At 59.0% G+C, this 17,858-nt stretch carries 17 protein-coding genes; 5 read left to right on the top strand and 12 right to left on the bottom strand.

All coding sequences use genetic code 11. From position 1 onward, the window contains the following. Positions 1–32 precede the first annotated feature (32 nt). Positions 33–2,018 (bottom strand): M10 family metallopeptidase C-terminal domain-containing protein, encoded by a 1,986-nt coding sequence (locus FBX99_RS17780; RefSeq protein ID WP_145132370.1) that lies wholly within the window; start codon positions 2,016–2,018, stop codon positions 33–35. 353 nt (positions 2,019–2,371) lie between these two features. Here FBX99_RS17780 and FBX99_RS17775 point away from each other — a divergent pair, with 353 nt between their 5' ends. Then, the gene (locus FBX99_RS17775) at positions 2,372–2,917 is read left to right on the top strand and encodes a hypothetical protein (protein WP_145132368.1); all 546 of its coding nucleotides are present in this window, start codon (positions 2,372–2,374) and stop codon (positions 2,915–2,917) included. 42 nt (positions 2,918–2,959) lie between these two features. Here the strand turns inward: FBX99_RS17775 and FBX99_RS17770 are convergent, their stop codons facing one another. Further along, positions 2,960–3,595 carry a hypothetical protein gene (locus FBX99_RS17770; RefSeq protein ID WP_144925447.1) on the bottom strand — a complete coding sequence of 212 codons (636 nt, stop codon included), beginning with the start codon at positions 3,593–3,595 and terminating at the stop codon, positions 2,960–2,962. A 131-nt stretch (positions 3,596–3,726) separates the two neighbouring features. Next, a complete protein-coding gene (locus FBX99_RS17765; RefSeq protein WP_145132366.1) occupies positions 3,727–4,728 on the bottom strand; it encodes an NADP-dependent oxidoreductase in 1,002 nt (333 codons plus the stop codon). Between the two features lie 176 nt (positions 4,729–4,904). On the opposite strand from FBX99_RS17765, the gene FBX99_RS17760 reads away from it, so the two are divergent. Beyond that, positions 4,905–5,507, top strand: coding sequence for a TetR family transcriptional regulator (locus FBX99_RS17760; protein ID WP_145132364.1), 603 nt, complete (start codon positions 4,905–4,907; stop codon positions 5,505–5,507). Between the two features lie 147 nt (positions 5,508–5,654). Here the strand turns inward: FBX99_RS17760 and FBX99_RS17755 are convergent, their stop codons facing one another. Next, entirely contained in the window at positions 5,655–6,866 is a 1,212-nt protein-coding gene (locus FBX99_RS17755; RefSeq protein ID WP_145132362.1) for an MFS transporter, read from the bottom strand. A 95-nt stretch (positions 6,867–6,961) separates the two neighbouring features. Between FBX99_RS17755 and FBX99_RS17750 the strand changes: the two genes are divergently transcribed. Beyond that, positions 6,962–7,783, top strand: a complete 822-nt coding sequence (locus tag FBX99_RS17750; RefSeq protein WP_144925459.1) for a helix-turn-helix domain-containing protein — start codon at positions 6,962–6,964, stop codon at positions 7,781–7,783. A gap of 215 nt (positions 7,784–7,998) precedes the next feature. On the opposite strand, the gene FBX99_RS17745 is transcribed toward FBX99_RS17750, so the two are convergent. Continuing rightward, complete coding sequence (locus FBX99_RS17745; protein WP_145132359.1) at positions 7,999–8,163, bottom strand: DUF2986 domain-containing protein; 165 nt, start codon at positions 8,161–8,163, stop codon at positions 7,999–8,001. Between the two features lie 82 nt (positions 8,164–8,245). Between FBX99_RS17745 and FBX99_RS17740 the strand changes: the two genes are divergently transcribed. Beyond that, positions 8,246–9,046: a hypothetical protein gene (locus tag FBX99_RS17740; RefSeq protein ID WP_144925465.1), complete on the top strand. Its 801-nt coding sequence runs from the start codon at positions 8,246–8,248 to the stop codon at positions 9,044–9,046. 61 nt (positions 9,047–9,107) lie between these two features. Here FBX99_RS17740 and FBX99_RS17735 read toward each other — a convergent pair whose 3' ends face one another. Then, positions 9,108–9,857: an ABC transporter substrate-binding protein gene (locus tag FBX99_RS17735; protein WP_256662480.1), complete on the bottom strand. Its 750-nt coding sequence runs from the start codon at positions 9,855–9,857 to the stop codon at positions 9,108–9,110. Between the two features lie 278 nt (positions 9,858–10,135). On the opposite strand from FBX99_RS17735, the gene FBX99_RS17730 reads away from it, so the two are divergent. Continuing rightward, positions 10,136–11,092, top strand: coding sequence for an alpha/beta fold hydrolase (locus FBX99_RS17730; RefSeq protein WP_144925471.1), 957 nt, complete (start codon positions 10,136–10,138; stop codon positions 11,090–11,092). Positions 11,093–11,166: 74 nt separating this feature from the next. Here the strand turns inward: FBX99_RS17730 and FBX99_RS17725 are convergent, their stop codons facing one another. The 6 genes from FBX99_RS17725 to FBX99_RS29615 all read right to left on the bottom strand — a co-directional run bounded on the left by FBX99_RS17725 (position 11,167) and on the right by FBX99_RS29615 (position 17,761). Then, complete coding sequence (locus FBX99_RS17725; protein WP_144172315.1) at positions 11,167–11,655, bottom strand: Lrp/AsnC family transcriptional regulator; 489 nt, start codon at positions 11,653–11,655, stop codon at positions 11,167–11,169. A 41-nt stretch (positions 11,656–11,696) separates the two neighbouring features. Beyond that, complete coding sequence (locus FBX99_RS17720) at positions 11,697–12,353, bottom strand: HAD family hydrolase (protein ID WP_145132357.1); 657 nt, start codon at positions 12,351–12,353, stop codon at positions 11,697–11,699. 95 nt (positions 12,354–12,448) lie between these two features. Next, on the bottom strand, positions 12,449–13,744 hold the full coding sequence (gene gabT / locus FBX99_RS17715) for a 4-aminobutyrate--2-oxoglutarate transaminase (RefSeq protein ID WP_144925476.1): 1,296 nt from the start codon (positions 13,742–13,744) through the stop codon (positions 12,449–12,451). A gap of 361 nt (positions 13,745–14,105) precedes the next feature. After that, positions 14,106–15,185, bottom strand: coding sequence for a tartrate dehydrogenase (locus tag FBX99_RS17710; RefSeq protein WP_145132355.1), 1,080 nt, complete (start codon positions 15,183–15,185; stop codon positions 14,106–14,108). A 53-nt stretch (positions 15,186–15,238) separates the two neighbouring features. Continuing rightward, positions 15,239–16,696: an NAD-dependent succinate-semialdehyde dehydrogenase gene (locus tag FBX99_RS17705; protein WP_144925482.1), complete on the bottom strand. Its 1,458-nt coding sequence runs from the start codon at positions 16,694–16,696 to the stop codon at positions 15,239–15,241. A gap of 201 nt (positions 16,697–16,897) precedes the next feature. Further along, positions 16,898–17,761, bottom strand: coding sequence for a methyl-accepting chemotaxis protein (locus tag FBX99_RS29615; RefSeq protein ID WP_371926927.1), 864 nt, complete (start codon positions 17,759–17,761; stop codon positions 16,898–16,900). Positions 17,762–17,858: the final 97 nt, after the last annotated feature.

The following is a 17,858-nucleotide window of genomic DNA, read 5'->3' as shown; positions in this document are numbered from 1 at the left end:
AACCGGACACAAAGCGAAAGGCGAAAAGGCGACTACACCCAGAGGTCAGCCACTCCGAGCAATTGAAAAACCTCATCTCCCGACGGCTCGGCGAAGATGATGTCCAGGCTCCGGTAACCGGAGTGGTCCCCTACCAGGCTCAACTCGAATCGAGCCCCATGGGCGTCGGTTTCATAGTTCTTCAAGTACGTCAGGTTCTTGGTTTCATTGAACACCACGTCCAAGGTGCCGTTGTAACCATTTCCCAACTGCGTAAAGCCCAAGGCGGACACATCGATCCTGTCTTCACCCACGGTGTAGTCAATCAGCCGATCAGTGTGGTTCTCGGTCGCGGTACGGTAGCTGTCGCTCAATGCGTCGAAGCGGAACACATCGTTGTTGCCGCCCCCCACCAACAGGTCCCGGCCCTCCCCGCCAACCAATATGTCATTCCCCAGCGCGCCATGAAGGCGATCATCGCCCGCCAACCCTTCGATGATTTCGCCTCGAGCGTTGCCTTGTAAGCGATCGGCCCCTACGGTACCCATCAAGCTGGCTCGCTGAAACAGAAGGTTGGTTTCATTCAGCGTTTGGCTCAAATCACCGTCGAAAACCAGTTCGAAGCGTTCCCCATTTGCGTTGGCATCGAAACTTTTGAGGTAGGTCCGCGTCCCGCTTTCATTGACTCGAATCGCCAGCGTTCCATCATGTCCATCGCCCAGCCCGAGGAAGCCCAGGGAGAAGAGCTCGACGGTATCGGTGCTGGGATCGAAGTCGGTAATTCGGTCGCTATGGGCCGCCGTTGCGGTTCGGTAACTGTCCGTGACTGACTGGTAACGGAACGTATCGGTCCCGGCACCGCCGGTCAGCAGGTCACGACCTTGCTGACCATCGAGCAGATCGTTACCGGCACCGCCCGAAATCGCATCGTCGAACGAGGCGGTACCCAGCAAGAAATCATCATCGCCGCCACCATCAAGGTGGTGATAGCCGTCGTCGGGATTGCCGAAGCTGTGGTCCAGGCTGCCGTCAGCGTTCAACTGAACCAAGGCGGCCAGATAGCCGTCCGCGCTCGTTCCTTGGCTTCCACCAATCAACAGCTTGCCGTTGGCCAGCACGATCATGTCGGCGACTGCGAAAGGAGCGCTTTGCGAACCCCAACTGACCTGCCCCTGATGACCGAAATCGGTGTCGAGCGAGCCGTCGACGTTGAGCCGGATCACGGTCGCCACGCCGCCCGAGGCACCCGCCAGAAGGATTTTGCCGTCGTCCTGGATGACGAGGGCGTTTGCATGGACATCCAGGGCCAGGCTGCCGCCGTCCGCAAAGCTGCTATCCAGAGTACCGTCCTGGTTGACGCGAGTCAGGGTATCCCGCCCCGTGACCAATACCTTTCCGTCTGCCTGCAGCGAAACGTCGATCATACTGGCGGGGTGAATGCCGACGGACGCCGCCAGGTCCAGGACCCCACCCTTGGCGAAAGACGAGACCAAGGTCCCCGTCGCGTCGAAGCGGGCGATATGGATCTCCCCGGAGGGATACCCAGCGCTTGCGAAAAAGCTGCCGTCGCGTTGTACCGAAAATGACGCTTGCTGGCCTAGAAAATCATTCCAGTAGAAAGGCACTGTCGCGGTACCGCCGTTCCCGAACCCCGTATCGAGGCTGCCGTCAGCCAAGGTACGACTGACGCCTGACATCCAAGCGTCGCCTACTTTCACGTATTGCGCCACCAGGTAGCCCCCTCCCGGTTGCACCGCGGCATTACCGCCGTCCTCGATATCGAGCGAAACAGGCAGGAGGGATTTACCGTCTCCACTGTAGTTGCGGTCCAGGCTACCGTCGGCATTGAACCGGACCAGGCTGCCGGTGAAGCCCGAATCCTCTTCGCCTCCCAGCCCCAGGCGACTATAAGCGCCAAGCCAGATAGCACCATCCGGATCGACCGTGATACCGCCGATTTTGTCCGAGCCCCATAAGGGCGTGACCACCATGCCTGTGTTCCGCACAGCTGAAGCGGCGGGCGAAATGCTCTGGCCCATGTCCATGCCTCCGTTGGCTATTTGTCGCCCGAAACAATAGACACGGGTCAACCTGGTTGCCACTTTACGAGACGAAAGGAGGTTCTTGGGCGATCCTCGACCCTGCTATCGATGCAACCAGTTTCCTTTTCGCTAAATGCGGCCCCGGCCGATCCGGGCCACCAGCCTGCTCTTCTCCAAACTTGCCGGTTAACTTGACAGCCCCTAACCTGCGCCCCTTTCACGAGAGACCGCATATGCGAGAGCGGCAGGCAGCGCAATTTTTTTTCAGAGTACCAGCACTTCCATCCCTTGATAGCTAAATGCCATCCACCGATAATCCCCCTCCCCAAAAAAGCACATAAGGATTTGCTGTGAAGAAGCTCTACCTGGCTCTACCATTTTGCACACTGTTGCTCCAAGGCTGCGGCGTGACCATGGCCCGCTATGAACCCAGCTTCCAGAACGTTCAGCAGCTCAAGCAACACGAGCCGATGCAGCCTCTGCGTGAAGCCCAGGTGAATGCCGATTCCGGCCAAGGATCGCTGATGGTGCGGATGAATCCGATCTCTTCGCCCGCAGGCAGCGTTCCATTGCACATTCAGGCGGCGATCAACGATGAGCTGCGCCAGGCGGGTCTGTTGGACCCACGTGCTGACCGTCAATTGCAGGTTCAATTGGTCAAGAACCAGCTCACTGCCGGCATGGGCAGCGGTCATGGCGAGCTGTCTGCGCGCTTCACGTTGCGCAAGGGTGACCAGGTTCTCTACGAAACCACCAAGGACGTGCAACGCGAATGGGACAGTAGCTTCTTCGGGCCGATCGCCATCCCGGCGGCGGCGAACAACTACAACCCGATGGTGCAGGACCTGCTCAAGAACTTGTACAGCGACCCGCAGTTCACTCAAGCGTTGAAGTAAGCATAAAAAAAGAGCCGCAATCGCGGCTCTTTTTTTCGGTTGTCAGCCCCGCGGAATGTGGGTGTCGACAGCGGAGTATTTCATGCGGTTGTTGTCGACCCAGTTCTTCAACAGCGCATTGACTTGGCGGTTGAAGGTGTCGGTAACGGCCGCCTTGGGCGTGTTGCCTGCCAATGGCAGGAACCAGATACCGATCCAGGTGTTGATCGCATCGTGGTTGCTGGTCTTGGCCAACGATTGACCGCGCTCGTCCACGGTTTCCAGGCTCATGGTGTACTGGTCGGTTGCCAGCGCAGGAATGATCGTGAAGGTGAAGCCACTGAGGAACGCCAGAGCCATTTGCCCACCGCCTGGCGCGTGGTTGTAGACCTTCAGGCGCAGGCTATAGTCGCCGGGTTGCTTCTGGAACTCATCGAAGACCACGCGCCCAAACAGCCCTGATTCATCGAAGGTTCGTTTCAGCTCGGGCTTGAGCATGTCCCGGGCTTGCGGCATTTCGGTGGCCTTGGCGTTGTCGGGTTCGCCCTGATAGAAATCGAAGTCGACATAGACGTTAGGCTTGTTCGAGTAGCTGGCCATCGAAGGCAGGTTCACGGGGGCGACTTCATCTTTGGTGAAGCTGGCGCAGCCAGTGAGGCTCAGAGCCAGGACGAGGCCTATGGCTTTTCCAAATTGCATATCAACTTCCTTGCGTAATTTGCTTATGCCGCTCACAGAGAGGGAGGCGGATTCTAGCGAGATCCGTTTGAAATCAAAAGGCCATCATCTGATTACTTGCGACCGAGCCCGCTTGGTAGCGCCCCCCCCCCTCACTTGACCCTTACCACAACCTTCCCCTTCGCGCGCCCCTGAGCCAGATAGTCGAGCGCTCCCTTGGCTTGCTCAAAGGGAAAGACCTGGTCAATCACTGGCTTGATATGCCCAGCGTTGATCAGCTCGCCAAGCGCATTCAATTGAGCCCCATCCGGGCGGACGAAGAGAAATGAATAGCTAATGTCGTTTTTCTTTGCCAGGCCCATGATCTTGCGACTCATCAGGCCGAATACGAAGGTAAGGAGGAAGTTCAGCCGGCGAGTTTGAGCGAAGGCTTTGTCCAACGGGCCGACGAGGGAAACAATTTTTCCTCCGGGTTTGAGAATGCCAACGGACTTCTCAAGCGCATCCCCCCTGGTTGTACCGAGTACCACATCGTATCTCTTGAGTACCTGTTCGAAATTCTGGTTCTTATAGTCGATCACTTCGTCTGCACCCAAGTTGCCAACCCACTCGGTATTGGCGGTGCTGGTGGTCGTGGCTACCTTGGCGCCCAGGTACTTTGCCAGTTGGATCGCGAACGTCCCGATACCCCCTGAGCCCGCCGGTATGAACACTTTCTGATCGGATTCAAGGTGTGCACGCCCTTTCAACGCTTGCCAGGCGGTAAGCCCCACCATCGGAATAGAAGCAGCCTGCACGAAGTCCAAGTTGTCTGGCTTGAGCGCGGCAACATGCTCCGGTACGGCGACATACTCGGCGAGTGAACCGATGCCAAGATCAAACACACTGGCAAAAATGGCGTCACCGACCTTGAAGCGAGTCACAGCGCTTCCAACCTCCCTGACTACGCCAGCGAGATCGCTGCCTATCGTGGCGGGTAGCTGGAACTTCAAAACGGGTTTGAACATGCCCGTGAGAATCATGTTGTCGATCGGGTTCAACCCGGCAGCGTGAACCTCGACCAACAATTCGTCAGGCTTGATGGCTGGGCGAGAAACCTGCTCAAACCCGACGTCCGACGACTTGCCATAGCGTTTGAAGGTGAGTGCTTTCATATTGATTCCGATAGGTTGGATGGTAGGGGCTATGGCGTATCGCAGCTCAGATTTGCTTTCAGATTTTGATGGAAGCGCAGATAATGATTGCGACCGAACTCTAAAAAGTCAACATTTTGATGTCAGTCGACATCAATGCATGCTGACGTCATAGATGAAAACCCCGTGGATAGGCCATGAAAGTCTCGAAAAAACAGGCGCAGGAAAATCGTGCGCACATCGTGGAAACAGCGTCGGCTCTCTTTCGAGAGCGCGGCTATGACGGCGTAGGTATAGCGGATTTAATGGCCGCTGCCGGTTTTACCCAGGGAGGGTTCTACAAACACTTCAACTCCAAAGCCGATCTGATGGCGGAGTCGTCGGCGTGCGGCATTGAACAGTCTGCCGCGCTATTGGTTGGCGCCTCGACTGAAGATTTCGTGAAGACCTATCTGGCGCGCGATCACCGCGATCATCGCGCCACAGGGTGCACACTGGCAGCCTTGTGCGGTGATGCCGCGCGCAAAGAAGAAGGGGTTCGCGCCACGTTTGCTGCCGGCATTGAAGCCCAGCTCACGGCGTTGTGCGAAAGCGGGAGCGAAGCGGGCAACCCAGACGCTGCGCATGTCCGGGCAAAGCATCTTGCCCTGATGGCGCATGCCCTTGGCGCTGTGGTCATGTCCCGCGCCTGCCCGGATGACTCGCCGCTGGCCGATGAAATTCTTGCTGTGTGCCGTGATGCAATTCTTGGAATGATCGCGCCCTCGGGAACGGCGGATGCGGCCGAACCGGAACGATGACTCCGGGATGGATAGGCAGCTCCCTTCTCTACAGCAGCCGGTAGTCACCTTGCAAAAATGTGGGAGCGAGGCTGCTCGCGATGACAGCGGCACATTCAGCCTTCCAGCGACTGACATACCGCTCGCTCCCACCGAGGGATAACGCTTTTAAACGCCCTTGGTCGAAGGCAGCAGAATCGTCAACACACCCAGCAACGGCAGGTAGGAACACAGCGTGTAGACGTATTCGATGCCGTGGATGTCCGCGAGATATCCCAGCAACGCCGCGCCGATGCCGCCGAAACCAAACATCAGGCCGAAGAATACGCCGGCAATCATGCCGACATTGCCCGGCACCAGTTCCTGGGCAAAGACGACGATGGCGGAGAACGCCGAGGCGAGGATGAAGCCGATGATCATGCTCAGCACGCCGGTCCAGAACAGATCCACATAAGGCAGCGCCAGGGTGAACGGTGCCGCGCCCAGGATCGAGAACCAGATGACCTTCTTGCGGCCGATCTTGTCGCCGATGGGGCCACCGAAGAACGTGCCGGCGGCCACCGCTCCCAGGAACAGGAACAGGTACACCTGAGAGCTGGTCACCGACAGGTGGAATTTCTCGATCAGGTAGAACGTGAAGTAGCTGGTGAAACTCGCCATGTAGAAATACTTGGAGAACACCAGCAATGCCAGGACCACCAGTGCGGCGGTCACCCGCGCCTTGGACAGACCATGGGTTGCCTTGCCGCCCTGTTTCAACTTGAACAGGTTGAGGTGGTTACGGTACCAACGGCTCAAGCCGTACTGCACGAAAATGGCGAAGACCGCAAACAGGCCGAACCAGGCAACATGGCCTTGACCAAACGGAATCACGATGGCCGCGGCCAGCAACGGACCGAAGGCACTGCCCGCATTACCGCCGACCTGGAAGGTCGATTGCGCCAGGCCATAGCGACCGCCTGAAGCGAGCCGGGCCACACGCGAGGTCTCTGGATGGAAGGTCGACGAGCCGATGCCCACCAGCGCGGAGGCCAGAAGGATCGCGCCAAAGCTGCCAACGAACGCCAGCATCATGATGCCGATGAGGGTGCAGACCATGCCGGCAGGCAACAGCCAGGGCTTGGGGTGACGGTCGGTGTGATAACCCACCCAGGGCTGCAACAGGGAGGCGGTCAGCTGAAAGGTGAGCGTGATCAGTCCCACCTGGGCAAAACTCAGCCCATAGTTGGCCTTCAGCATCGGGTAGATGGAAGGCAGTACAGCCTGAATGAGGTCATTGATCAAATGCGCGAGTGCGCAGGCACCAATGATCCGCATGACAAGCGGGCTCGTTTGGTTGACGACTGAGGCAGTGGTCGAGACTGTGGCGGTGGTGGACATGACAAAAGCTTCCAGGCGATAGGTCTGAAAAAAAACCTGGGCAGAAGATGACAGCACTTTCTGACAGGCTGGTCGTCATCCTAGAATCCACGCAAATGTCTGTCTCACTGGACAAGGGAATCAACCGTCGCAAAAAGGACATCATGATCAAACCCTTGAATGAAGCGTTGCTCGAAATCGACGAAGGTGCCTGGACCATGATCGGGCGGGCAACCGATTACCCTGCGGACTGGTTCATCCCCCCGCACGCCCATGAAAAGCACCAATTGATCTACGCCGTCGAAGGCGTGATGGTCGTACACACGGCGTCCAGCCAGTGGACCGTCCCGTCGAACCGGGGGCTGTGGATGCCATGCGGGCAGAGACATTCCGTGCGGTGCGTGGGCCACGTCAAAATGCGCAGCATATTTGTCCGGCCTGACGCAGTGGCGGACCTTCCGACCGAAACGAAAGCCGTCAGCATTTCCGCCCTATTGAGTGAACTGATCAAGGTCGCAGTGCACCTTCCGCTTCCCCACGCCCCGAACACCCGCGCAGCCAGGGTGATGGAGTTGATTCTCGATGAGCTCGCCCTGCTCCCCACCCTGCCGCTGCACCTTCCGCAACCCACGGACCCGCGGATCAAAAAGATCTGCGTCACGCTGCAAGGCGATCCTGCCGATGGCTCGACACTGTCGGATTGGAGCGCCCGCCTCGGCCTTGATGGGAAGACGATCCAGCGGCTGTTTCGCAAGGAAACCGGGATTACCTTCGGGCAGTGGAGACAGCAGGTGCGCCTGCTGCAAGCGGTGGAGCGAATGGCGGTGGGAGAAAAGATCATCGATGTTGCGCTAGCGCTGGGGTACGACAGCCCGAGCGCGTTCACGAACATGTTCAGGAAGCAGTTTGGCAAGACGCCGAGCAAGTTTTTTATATGAAAGGAGCATTTCCAGAAGCACCGGCGGCGGCTGACCGGCCGCTATCGCGAGCAGGCTCGCTCCACAGGGAATCGTGGCGAACATAAATCCCGAGGAGCCCCAAAAACAACTGTGGGAGCGGGCTTGCTCGCGAAAGCGATGGATCAGCCAATCTCTTCATCAACTGACCCGGCGCCTTCGCGAGCAAGCCCGCTCCCACAGGTTTTGTGACCTACTCACCAACTTTCAGGGATAGTGGCTGGTTCTTCACTGGATTCAGCAGCCAGTTTCAATCGGTCTGCTTTACTGACGTACTTGGGTTTGTTTTTCGGCGCCAACTTGGCACTCGCCTTTTTGGCGTGGGCCTTCAGTAGCTGCTTGATTTTTTTCTGACGATTCATACGCTTCTGCTCAAATCCTGGCGCCCAGGATAATGACAGACCTCAAGCCGTGAACGCCACAATCCCCTATGATCGGACCCACATGAACCCAATCGACACCCTGCCGTTCCAACGCATCATTGCCGCCCATGGCGCACTCGACGGTGCGGCGTATTTCGACGCTGAAGAAGATCTCGTCCAAGAGATATTTCCCGATCGCATCGTTTTCCAGACCAACTACCTGGACTACCGCAGCTACGAGGTCGATCTCGTCGACGGCGCGATACGTGTCCTCAAGACACGACTGGACAACTACCAGCGCGGCGATAAGGCAAAGGTGATCGCGGATGACATGGATGAGCAAGACTGGGAGGAACTGGGCAATCTGTGGCAGCGTCTGAGCCGGGACCTGGACACCCAAGGTCCGGGGCCACAGCTCGATCAGGTCGATACCTTGGCCGATCTGTTCGATTGCCTGTTCGACGAGGATCGCGCACAGGCGCTCATCCAGGGCATTGCGCCGCCAACGGCACAGTGGGACTGGGCGTGGACTCAGCTCGAAACAGCGCTTGCCCAGGCCAATCAACTGGCCGGGTTCGAATGGAAAGAGTGGTCGTCCCATGGGGTCTGCGCCGTCAATAGCCTTGGCCCGTTACGGCAGTTGAACATCGAGATCGCTATGCCCGACCGTAAAGCCATCGATACTGTCAACGGCGCCGACGATTGGGAACGGGCGCTGCTCCAGTATTTCAACGCACAACTGGATCCCCATGACCTGAAACTATTAGCCATCGGCACTCATTTCGATGAACACCAGAGCTTCGCCTGCTTGCCCATGAACGGCTTGGGCCTGGCCAATGCGTTGGAAATCATGGGTAGGCTGGGTATCGTCTACAAATTCTGAGCCTCGAATCGACGACATGAAAATCTGTGATCAATGCAGCAGCCTTCTTTCGGTTGACCGGTCATTGCGCCGGGGGCTGCTCGTAACGATGCTGGATACGCTTCAACTCGCCAGATTGGCGTAGCTGTTCCAAGGCATTGGCCCACGCGGCGACTCGTTCATCCTCGCTGTCTGGACTGAACGCGATGTACAGCGATGAGCGGTACAACTCGATGGGTATCTTGCGGAGCGTGCCGGGGGCGATGTTCAACTGGCGGCTGTAATACGCCACCCCTGCGTCGGTGTCCCCCACGATGATGTCGGTGCGCCCCGCCAGCAGCATGCGGTAGAGCAACTTGCTCTCCGTGGCACTTTTGTCGAGGTTCTTGAAGCCCAGCGACTGCAGCTTCTCAGGCACCAGCCCGGCGTGCCGCGTGGTGATCTGCGGGGCGCCCAGCAGTTGTTCCAGGGAATTCACCGGCGGTGTACGCGCCAGTTGATAAGGATAGATGGCTTCCTCCACGATCGGTCCGACCCACTTGTACAACGGCTCACGCTCCGGCGTGCGGAACAGCGAATACATGATCGTCTTGGGCCGGTTCTTCAAGACCTGGGTGGCACGCATACTGGGCTGCAACAGCACCTCGAACTCATCCCCGGTCAGCGCCATGATGGCCCGGACGATTTCCGTGGTCATGCCGGTGAGTTGACGGTTCTCCTGATAGTTGTAAGGGGCCCACTCCTCAGTGACCACCTGATATTCCTCGGCCCTGACCACACCCGTGCCGAGCAATAGACAGAGCAACGCCGTGGCGGGGGTCAAAGGCTTCACGTGTACTCCTGGAGGACTGTTGGCGTTCCATGGGCGGGCTGACCGGAGGGACAAGGTAAGCATAGACCCCAAACACTGTTGTGCTGGATGAGCAGGCGATTCACCTTCGACCTCATCGTGAGCAAGCTTCCATAACCAAAACCTCGCAAGTATCTGTAATTCCTATAGTCGCTATCGATACCAGCGCCGTTCTCGTCATTGCCCGACCTCTCTAATCTGCCCACCAACGCGATCGACAGCGGTCGCGACAATCACCCAGCCCTTATGGAGAGAGCCCAATGAACACGTTCAACCGCACCCTGGCCATCGCTACCTTGGCACTCGCGACCGTCGGCGCGCAAGCCGCGCCGGCACAACCCAGCGCCCCTGCCACCACCTCTGCCGTCGGCAGCGTCATCCAGTCCGCCAGCTACATCACCACCAAGGACGGCGTCCAGCTGTACTACAAGGATTGGGGCCCGCGCGACGGTCAGGTCGTCACCTTCAGCCACGGCTGGCCGCTGGACTCCGACAGCTGGGAGGCGCAGATGATGTTCCTCGCGTCGAAAGGTTATCGGGTTGTCGCCCATGACCGTCGCGGCCACGGGCGCTCCAGCCAGCCGTGGGAAGGCAACGACATGGATCACTATGCCGACGACCTGGCAGCGGTCATTGAAGCGCTGGACCTGAAGGATGTGACCCTGGTGGGCTTCTCGACAGGGGGCGGTGAAGTGGCTCGCTATATCGGTCGCCACGGGACTGCCCGCGTCAAGAAAGCAGTACTGGTGTCCTCTGTTCCGCCACTGATGCTCAAGACCGACACCAACCCCGGCGGCCTGCCGCTGGCGGTGTTCGACGGCCTGCGCAAGGCGTCCCTGGAAAACCGCTCGCAGCTTTACCTGGACATCGCCTCCGGCCCCTTCTACGGCTACAACCGCAAGGGCGCCAAGCCGTCCCAGGGCCTGATTCAGTCGTTCTGGGCCCAGGGCATGCAGGGTGGCGCCAAGAATACCTATGACTCGATCGCGGCGTTCTCGGCTACCGATTTTCGCGATGATCTGAAGAAATTCGACGTGCCGACGCTGGTGATCCATGGCGACGCCGACCAGATCGTGCCGATAGACGCGTCGGGCAAGGCTTCGGCGGCATTGATCAAGGGCGCCCGACTGATCGTCTACCCTGGCGCGCCGCACGGCTTGACCGAGACGCACAAGGATCGCCTGAACCAGGATCTGCTGACCTTCCTCAAGGAATAAGAGCGGCGCACTCGCCACGCAAGGCCCTTCTCAGGAAGGGCTTTTTTTGCGTTGCAAAGGTATGGAGCCGGTAATCAGCGATGCAGCAACTTGCGCAGCGGCACGCCATCCTTCAGCACCGGCGATTTGATAACGATGTAGCTGAAGTATTTGGCTATACCGATGTTCTTATCCAGCAGCCCCTCCATCACTTCCTGGTAATGCGGAATACTGCGGGTCATGAAACGTGCAAGGTAATCGTAACCGCCACTGATCAAATGGCATTCGAGCACCTCATCGACCAGGCGAATATTGGACTCGAACTTGGCGAAGTCCTCGCGCTTGTGGTCGTGTAGCGTGATCTCCGTGAACACGGTGACCGACTCAGTGATCTTGGCCAGATTGAGATGTGCGTTGTACCCCGAAATATACCCGGCTGCCTCGAGCCGCTTGACTCGCTGCAGACATGGGCTTGCCGACAGACCTACCGCGTCGGCGAGGCTGACATTGGTAATGCGGCCATCTTTTTGCAGCTCAACCAAGATGTTGATATCAATCCGGTCCAGCTTGACTAAACCTTCCATCGCATACCTCGTGATTGTTCTATGCAATCATTCTGTCAGTATTAGCGCCTTAGAGATTGTTGATGCTGTGTCACCAGGTCCGCCATGCTGTTGATGTAAAAATCCGCGGTGCCAGATAAATCAGGTTCGCTGCAACCACGCTGGATCAGGCACACACCGTTTGCCAAAGATACGTCGGCAGACGAACCGCACACCAGCAGAATATCCTTGGGTTCCAGGTCGTTTCTCAATAGCCAGTCGCGATCCTCCAATGGCTTGCTGGTCGGTGACAGAAAATCTTCCGACACGATTCCCAGACGCTCACAGAATGCCTCGCGATCTGCGCTGTCACGGTCCCCGTAAACCAGCAGCCGATAAAATTTGCGCAGGTACAGCATCGCGCCAGGGGCGTCCTCGTACAGGGACCATTCGCAAACCGAACGGGCGAACGTCATGCCCTCCTCCCAACTGGCCTTGAGTCCCAGACGCTCGGCCAATTGGCGATGTGCAAAACACAGCAGACCACTGAAGCCCAGTTCGGAGAAGCGAGGATAGAGCTCACGCATCACCTGGTCATATTCAGCCAAGACCTGTTCTCTACTCAGTGTATCTGGATAATTCTCGAGCAGCGGTTGCAATGCCGTCCAGATGCCAGAGTTCCGATCGAACAGGACCTCATCGCAATCGATCAGCAGTGCACGATAGTCCGTCAGTTCCATGGCCTGAATGCCTCCCATGTTGGCATTTCAAAAATAGATACTCGTCAGGGTGCTCGGTCGGCATTTATTTCAATGTGCCGACCGAGACCAAGGCGTCAGCTCAAAACCCGTGACAACGCCTTTTCGAGAATATCCAACGCTTCGTCGACCTGCGCCTCTTCAGTCACCAGAGGCGCGAGGAAACGCAATACGTTGCGGTACACGCCACACTTGATCACCAGCAGACCGCCGTTGCGAGCCTCATCGATCACTTGTTGATTCAACTCTGGATCCGGACTGCGAGCCGCATCGTCCTTGACCAGTTCGATCGCAAGCATGAAGCCGCTGCCGCGTACATCGCCGATCTGAGGAAAGCGCGTCTGCAGGCGAACCAGCCCCTGACGCAGACGCTCGCCCAGCTTCACGCCGCGTGCCAGCAATTGTTCCTGCTCGTAGGTATCGATCACCGCCAACGCCGCCGCGCAAGCCAGCGCGTTGCCGCCGTAGGTACCGCCCAGACCGCCGGGCGCTGGTGCATCCATGATTTCTGCACGACCCACCACGCCAGAAATCGGCATGCCAGCGGCCAGGCTCTTGGCCACGGTGACCAGGTCCGGCTGAATACCGGCGTGCTGGAACCCGAACCATTTGCCTGTACGGCCGAAGCCGGTCTGCACTTCATCGGCAATCAACACGATGCCATGTTGTTCGGTGAGCGTGCGCAGCGCTCGGAGAAATTCGACCGGTGCGCTAAGGAATCCGCCGTCGCCCTGGACCGGTTCAATGATGATCGCAGCTACACGGTCCGGAGAAACCTGAGTAGCGAACAGCTCGTTCAGCGCCTGCAGTGCCATCTCACTGGTGAAACCGCGATAAGCATTCGGATAAGGTGTATGGAAGACTTCCGGTGCCATACCGAAGTTCTGCTTATAGGGCTGGCTCATGCCCGTCAGGGTCGTACCAAGCAAGGTCCGACCATGGAAACCGCCACGGAAAGAAATAACTGCAGGGCGTTGGGTATGGGCGCGGGCGATCTTCACGGCGTTTTCAACCGCCTCGGCACCCGAGGTGAACAGCACTGCCTTATGCGCAATGCCACTGGAACCTGCGACCAACCCGCACAAACGCTGCACCAGGTCGAGGTAGGGCCGGTAGGCAACCACCTGGAAGCAGGCATGGGTTACCTTTTGCATCTGCGCCTGCACTGCCGCCAGCACTTTCGGATGGTTGTGGCCGATGTTCATCACACCGATACCGCCGACGAAGTCCAGGTAACGCTTGCCACCCACGTCCCACACTTCTGCCCCTTGGGCCCGATCGATAACCAGCGGGTGGGCAGTGACCAGACCGCGCGGCACGAACTGATCACGCTGCTGGAGCAGATAAGGGGTTTCTTCGCATTTGCTGTTCATGACATCTCCATAGTGAGCCGGGCAACCAGGAGGAGGCTGCGATGTGCCTTAGGTTAAGCTTTCGACGCAATGCTCTAAGCCGAACTTGGCCGCTGAGAAATACGGATCGACTGTTTTAACCCCACAAAACGGCAGAATCCGTCAGGCGCTGCAGGCCCATGGAATCTGCCAGACTGTACCGCCATACACCCCGCGCCCTAATGCCAATCAGTCATTTGCACCACCCTTATCGACAGAATCTGCTCCGGCATTCGGGCATGCTCCATTCTCTGTACATAAGAGCAGATGCCCATGGCCGAGGAAAAAAAAGCCCGCAGTGTGAGCGGGCAAAAAGGGTGAGCGTGATGTTCTGGAATGAGGCTCAGAGCGCTTCGGCAATCGCCCTGCCGACATCCTGGGTCGAACCCTGTCCGCCCAGGTCGGGGGTGATCGGCCCCTCGGCGATCACCTGCTCGATGGCCTTGAGGATGCCGTCGTGAGCGGCACGGTAGCGCTCATCGCCATTGCCGAGGAAATCCAACATCAGTGCGCCGGACCAGATCATGGCGATTGGGTTGGCGATGTTGCGTCCGTAGATGTCCGGGGCCGAGCCATGTACCGGTTCGAACAGCGAAGGGAAACGCCGCTCGGGATCGAGGTTGGCCGAGGGGGCGATACCGATGGTGCCGGCACAGGCAGGACCCAGGTCGGAAAGGATGTCGCCGAACAGGTTCGACGCCACCACCACATCAAAACGGTCAGGCTGCAAGACGAAACGCGCGCACAGGATATCGATGTGCTGCTTGTCCCACTTCACCTCGGGATACTGCTCGCCCATCAACGCCGTGCGCTCGTCCCAATACGGCATGCTGATGGAGATCCCGTTGGATTTGGTCGCCGACGTCAGGCGCTTGCGTGGCCGGGTCTGGGCCAGGTCGAAGGCGTATTTCAGAATCCGGTCGACGCCGCGTCGGGTAAACACCGACTCCTGGAGCACGAATTCGTTATCGGTGCCTTCAAACATCTTGCCGCCGACGGAGGAGTATTCGCCCTCGGTGTTTTCACGGACGACGACGAAATCGATGTCCCCCGCCTCGCGCCCGGCCAGCGGGCATGGCACGCCGGGAAACAGGCGCACCGGACGGATGTTCACGTACTGGTCGAAGTCGCGACGGAACTTGAGCAACGAGCCCCATAGGGAAATATGATCCGGCACCTTGTCCGGCCAGCCCACGGCGCCGAAGTAGATGGCGTCGAAGCCTTTCAACTGCTCGAACCAGTCGGCGGGCATCATTTGCCCATGTTCCAGGTAATAATCGCAGTGGGCCCAGTCGAGCACTTCGATGCTCAGGCCCAGATCCCACTTGCGCGCAGCCTGTTCCAATACCCGCAGCCCCTCGGGCAATACTTCCTTGCCGATACCATCGCCGGCGATCGCGGCGATCTTGAATGTCTTGCTCATGTCGTTACCTTTGCGGATTCGCGTCAATCAAGCCTGTGCAGACAACCGTTGCTCTACAGCCCACCGATATGGAAAGCCTTGATTTCCAGGTACTCGTCCAGGCCGTACTTGGAACCCTCGCGGCCCAGACCGGACTGCTTGACGCCGCCAAAGGGGGCCACTTCCATGGAAATCAGCCCGGTATTGAGGCCGATCATGCCGAACTCCAGCGCCTCGCCGAAACGCCATGAGCGACGCAGGTCCTGAGTGAAGAAATAGGCGCCCAGGCCATAAGGCGTGGCATTGGCCAGGGCCAGGGCCTCTTCCTCAGTGCTAAAGCGCATCAACGGTGCAACCGGACCGAAGGTTTCTTCCTTGGCCAGCAACATCCCGGCATGAGCCTCGGCCAGCACCGTCGGCTGAACGAACTGGCTGTCACCTGCCGGGATGCCGCCACAGAGCAGACGAGCGCCATTGCCCAGAGCATCGTCAATATGCCGGGCGACCTTACTGACCGCCGCCGTATTGATCAGCGGGCCGATGGTCACGCCGGCCTCCAGGCCATTGCCGACCTTGAGCTTGCCCACCTCCTCCACCAGGCGCTGAGCAAAACGCTCGTAGATCCCGTCCTGCACCAGAATCCGGTTGGCGCAGACGCACGTCTGCCCGGCGTTGCGGAACTTGCTCTGCATGATGCCGGCCACCGCCTGTTCCAGATCCGCATCGTCAAACACAACAAAGGGAGCATTGCCGCCCAGCTCAAGGCTCAAACGCTTGATCTGCTCGGCGCTCTGGCGCATCAACAAGCTCCCCACGGCGGTCGAACCGGTGAAGGAAATCTTGCGCACCGTCGGGTTACCGGTCAGTTCTTCGCCGATACCCACCGGCATGCCGGTCACGACGTTGAACACCCCGGCCGGTATCCCGACTCGCTCGGCCAGCACCGCCAGTGCCAAGGCGGAAAGCGGCGTCAGGTCCGAAGGCTTGACGATGACCGGACAACCGGCAGCCAGGGCCGGCGCGCACTTGCGGGTGATCATCGCGTTGGGGAAATTCCAGGGGGTGATCGCGGCACAAACCCCGACAGGTTGCTTCAGAGTAAGCAGGCGACGATCACCGCTGGGGGCCGGTATGGTCTCGCCGTAGATCCGCCGGGCTTCCTCGGCGAACCACTTGACGAAGCTGGCGCCGTAGCGGATCTCGCCCTTGGCTTCGTTGAGGGGCTTGCCTTGCTCGCAGGTCATGATCAAGGCGAGGTCGTCGAGATTATCGAGCATGGCTTGATACCAGCGCTCCAGCAGCGCCGCGCGCTCCGCCGCGGGCCGTGCGCGCCAGGCCGGCCAGGCACGGTCGGCGGCCTCGATAGCGCGACGGGTTTCCGCGCCTTGCAGGGCCGGAACCCGGGCCAGGCACTCACCCGTGGCGGGATTGATGACATCCAGGGTGGCAGCGTTATCGGCGCTCACCCAACGGCCATCAATGTAAGCGTGTTCTACCAGCAGGCTGGGGTCTTGCAAACGATTCTTGAGCATGATCGAGTCCTGTTCCGAGACAGCCTTCAGTCTATTCAGGCGCCACAGGCCAGGATGCTGAAAGCGCCTTTGCAGCAGCGTTGACTGCTGAATATCAGCGGATGACAGCAGGCTCTACCGGAGAAATTCGCTGATGATGTGAGCGACCGGCCCGCAGGGTCGTGGTGCACCAGGGTCTGCACCGATGCACCTGATCCCGAGTCAGACATTGAAGTGCTTGACCCGCCCACTCAGCTCGCTGGCCAGGCCGGCAAGTTCCTGACTGGACTCGCGGGTCTGCCTGGCGCCGGCCGAGGTCAGTGCGCAGACATCGCGGATATTCAACAAATTGCTGTCGACCTCACGGGCGACCTGGGATTGCTCTTCGGTGGCGCTGGCAATACTCAAACTGCGCTCATTGATCTGTCCGATCGCCTCGACGATAGCATTCAGTGCAGTACCCGCTCCGCGTGCGAGCCCCAGGGTATAGCGGGTTTTTTCATTGCTGCTGTGCATGGCACTGAGGGCGCTGCGGCTGCCTTGCTGTACCGAGCCGATGATGCCCTCGATCTGTCGGGTCGAGTCCTGGGTCCTTTGCGCCAGGGCCCGTACCTCATCCGCCACCACGGCGAAGCCGCGGCCGCTCTCGCCCGCCCGAGCCGCCTCTATCGCCGCATTCAGGGCCAACAGGTTGGTTTGCTCGGCGATGCCTCGAATCACATCCAGTACCGAGCCGATATCGCCAATCTGGCCCGCCAGGTTCTGCAGCGCATCAGCGGTATGCGCCATATCGCCGGTCAACGATTCGATGGCGTCGACGGTTCGGGTGACGCTGTCTTCGCCCTGTCGTGCGCAATGGTCGGCGGCCTGGGACACCTGCGAGGCCGAGGCCGCATTACGCGCCACCTCCTCGATGGCACAGGTCAACTCGGTAACGGCCGTCACCGCCTGGTCGAGTTCCTCGCTCTGCCTTTGCAATCCTTGGCTGGCGTCGTCGGTCACCGCGCTCAATGCCTCGGAAGTCGAGCCCAACTGTTCGGCGGAGCTCACCACCTGACTGACGGTGTCACGCAGGTCCGTTTGCATGCACTGTAATGCCTGCAGCAGGCGTGCCGCCTCATCCATACCGGTGGTCTCAAGCGTCTGGGTCAGGTCGCCCTTGGCGATCCGCTCGGCTGCCGCC

Origin of the sequence: Pseudomonas sp. SJZ074, from assembly GCF_007828215.1 — a bacterium.
Lineage (GTDB): Bacteria > Pseudomonadota > Gammaproteobacteria > Pseudomonadales > Pseudomonadaceae > Aquipseudomonas.
The sequence above is the reverse complement of the archived record's forward strand: the minus strand, read 5'-3'. Positions and strand labels throughout refer to the sequence as shown.